The sequence below is a fragment of the Shinella sp. JR1-6 genome, assembly GCF_004284735.1.
Classification (GTDB): Bacteria; Pseudomonadota; Alphaproteobacteria; order Rhizobiales; family Rhizobiaceae; genus Shinella.
Window position 1 is genome coordinate 1 of the sequence record NZ_SHMI01000085.1, and the last position, 3,158, is coordinate 3,158.

3 protein-coding genes are annotated in these 3,158 nt (G+C 67.6%); 1 reads left to right on the forward strand and 2 read right to left on the reverse strand.

Annotation, left to right across the window (positions count from 1 at the left end):
• The coding region (locus EXZ48_RS34235) for a GumC family protein (protein WP_130521503.1) at positions 1-1,371 on the reverse strand (1,371 nt) is incomplete at its 3' end.
• Here EXZ48_RS34235 and EXZ48_RS34240 point away from each other — a divergent pair.
• Positions 1,370-1,597 (forward strand): hypothetical protein, encoded by a 228-nt coding sequence (locus tag EXZ48_RS34240; protein ID WP_130521505.1) that lies wholly within the window; start codon positions 1,370-1,372, stop codon positions 1,595-1,597. The genes EXZ48_RS34235 and EXZ48_RS34240 overlap by 2 nt on opposite strands.
• Positions 1,598-1,754: 157 nt before the next feature.
• On the opposite strand, the gene EXZ48_RS34245 is transcribed toward EXZ48_RS34240, so the two are convergent.
• Positions 1,755-3,086 (reverse strand): lipopolysaccharide biosynthesis protein, encoded by a 1,332-nt coding sequence (locus EXZ48_RS34245; protein WP_130521507.1) that lies wholly within the window; start codon positions 3,084-3,086, stop codon positions 1,755-1,757.
• Positions 3,087-3,158 lie beyond the last annotated feature (72 nt).

Genomic DNA, 3,158 nt, shown 5'->3' on the forward strand with positions numbered 1-3,158 from the left:
TACATTCCCTGCGATATTTGTATTATTTTTGTCGTTTTTGATTTCGCGCCAGATGCCCTTTGCGATTGCGATTGTCAGGCCGATGGCTGCGCCGGTTATTGCGCCGATGACGAGGAGGACGGCGAGGCTTGGGGGCCAGGATCGGTTCTGGGGCGGCAGGGCGGTCGAGATGACGCGGATGTTCGTGGTGTCGAGCTGGCCGCGCTCGTTCAGCTGCTGGGCGCGGGCGAGGAAGGCCTCGTAGACGGCGGCCTTGGACTGGGCGTCGCGCTCGAGCTCGCGCAGCTGGACGAGGGCCTCGTTGTCGGTGAAGACGGTGGCGCTCTGGCTGGAGGAGCGGGATGTCAGGGCGGCAAGGGCGGCCTGGGCGCGGTCGAGCCGTGCCTTTGCGGCGACGCGCAGGCGGCCGCTTTCCGCCGCGATCTGGGTTTCGAGGGCCTTTGCCGCCGACTGCAGCCGGGCGATGACGGGATGGCGGGCGCCATAGATGATCGACTGCACGCCGAGCTGCTGCTGGGTCTGGGCATATTGCGTGCGCAGGGCGGCAAGCGTTGCGGTCTCCGGATTGTCGGCGCTGGCGAGGGTGGCGCGGCCGGAGACGAGCTCCTTGTAGGCGGCCTCCTCGGCGATCACCAGGCGCTGGGCCTCCAGGACCTGGGTGTTGAGCTGGTTCAGCGAGGTCTGGCTGGTCAGTTCGCCGGCCACGCTTGGCTGCAGCCCCTTCTCGCGCTTGTAGGTCTCGACCTGTTCCTCGGCCTTGTTGACGGCATCCTTGAGTTCGGAGAGGCGATCCTCCAGGCCCGTGACCGAGCGGCTGGCGCCGTCCGATTCGGCCTTTGCCAGTTCCTTTCGGAAGGAGGCGATCATCGTCGCGGAGATGTCGATCGACTTGGCCGCGTCCTCGGTGGTCACGGCAAGGGAGGCGACGAAGGAACGCTGGTCGCTCTCCACCTTCACGCGCTTGCGCAGGTTGGCGACGGCGATGACGGCGGGATCGCCGGTCGCGTCGGCCGGCACGAACTCGCGGTCCCGAACGAGGTCGAGATCCTTGACGACCTGGGAGAGCACGTTGCCCGAGCTCAGCACGCGCAGCTTGCTGGCGGCCGCAAGCATCTGCCCGTCGAGCTGGCCGGCACTGGCATAGAGATCCTCGTTGACCACCTTGAGGCCGGCGGGATCGACCAGCACCTCGGAGGTGGCGGTGAAGCGCGGCTTGACGAGGAACACGACGGAGGCGCCGGCAAGCGCGCCGATCAGGGCAAGGCCGGCGATGACGAGCCAGCCCTGCCGGATCCAGTCGTAGAGGTGCTGGACATCCAGCGCGAGGAAGGCGCCGCGCCGCTCGACGGCCGACGGATGGTGGCCGGGCATGGCGAGGGGAACCGATGACGATGTCGAGGCGGCCGTGGACGCTGCCGTTGCCGTCGCGGCGGACGACGTGGACGTGGACGTCGATGCGGACGCCGGGGAGGATGCGGACGCGCGGTCGGACGGGACGAGCTGGTTCAGCAGGGAGCTGCCGCGCGAGGATGACCGTCCCATGCGGCCCCTCACGGCGCCGGAAGGGTACCTGTCGGATATGTTGCTCATTCCGTAAAGTCCTGTCTTGCTTCGCGCGCCGGTCGGCGTGCGCCATGCGGGGGGATCGATTCGCGCGCGTCCATCCTGCCGGCTGTTGGTAAATTTGCGGTTTACCATAATGGAGGCTGCGCCTGCCGCGGTCTCAGCCCGGCCCCTGCCGGATGCGGGCTCCCCTATCGGGCGAACCAGGTGCGCAGCATGCCGGGCAGGCGCACCAGGGCCAGGCTGGCATAGTGCGGGTCGAGCATGACGGGCCTGCCCATCTCCCTTGCAAGGCGCAGGGCCAGGCCGCCGTCGCACACGACGATGCTGGCGCAGATGGCGGCGGCCATGCCGATCGTGCCGAAGGCGTAACCGAGCACGATGCAGCCGGTCACCATGACGACGAAGCTGTAGGTGAAGTAGCGCCGGACCAGCGTCTGGCGCTGCGTGACGAGGAAGTTGTTGCCGGCCAGGCTGAAGGCGGCGTTGACGGTCACGCCGGCACAGATCAGGAGCATCGGCCAATAGGCATCCTGATAGGAGGGCGGGAAGAACAGGTCCAGCACCATGCGCCCGAACAGGAACAGGAAGATGAAGGCGGCGAGCGCCGGCGTGAAGGCAAGCCAGGAGCTCTGGGCGAGGAGCTGGCGATAGGCCTCGCGGTCGGATCCGGCATGCAGTTTTGCGAACATGGGCGTGAAGGTGGTGGAGACGCCCTCGGTGAACAGCGAGGGCAGGATGCCGAAGCGGCGGGCCACGTCGAGGATGGCGGTTGCGGCGGGGCCGAGGAGGAAGAGGCTGAGATAGGCCGGCACGCGCTCGGCCGTTCCGCGGACCACGAGGGCCTGCCAGATCTGGAAGGCATCGCGCACGGTCTCGCGCCGCGCGGTCCCCGACAGGCGCGCGGCAAGGTCTATGCCGCAGCGAAAGCGCAGGACCGCCTGGAGGCCGGTGACGAGCCAGGCGGAGATGGCGTGCACGACGACGGTGATCTCCAGGCTGAGCTTGCCGTGCCAGGCCAGCAGGGAGAGGATGGACAGGGACAGGGCGTGGAGGCCGACCGCTTCGGGGAACTGCGACTGGAGGGGGCGTCCGAAGCCGCGCAGCTGTGCGCTGAGCAGGCCGTTCATCATGTAGGCGGGCGCGGCGAGCGACGTCGCGGCGACGACCAGCGGCGAGATCGGCCCCGTCCCTGTATCGACCGCCAGCCGGAAGAACAGGGCGGTGCAGGCCGCCACGAGCGCCCCGACGGCCATCACGGCCAGCATGGCGAAGTTCGAGATGGACTGCACCCGGGTGTTGTCGGCATCTGAGGAGAAGGTGGCGATGTCGCGCATCGACACCTGGTCGAAGCCCATGGGCCCGAGGCCGCGCGCCAGCCCCCAGAACACGTAGATGGCCGAGAAGATGCCGACCTCGGCCATGGGGATCGTGTTGGCCAGCAGCACGATGATCAGAGCCTGGAAGACGATACCGACCACACGCAGCGCGATCACATAGAGCGAGATCAGGGAAAAGTGCATGGACACATCCAGGTTTGGCTCCGCGCCGTTCGATGCGAACCTGCACGACAACGGTTGGCGAACCCTTAAACC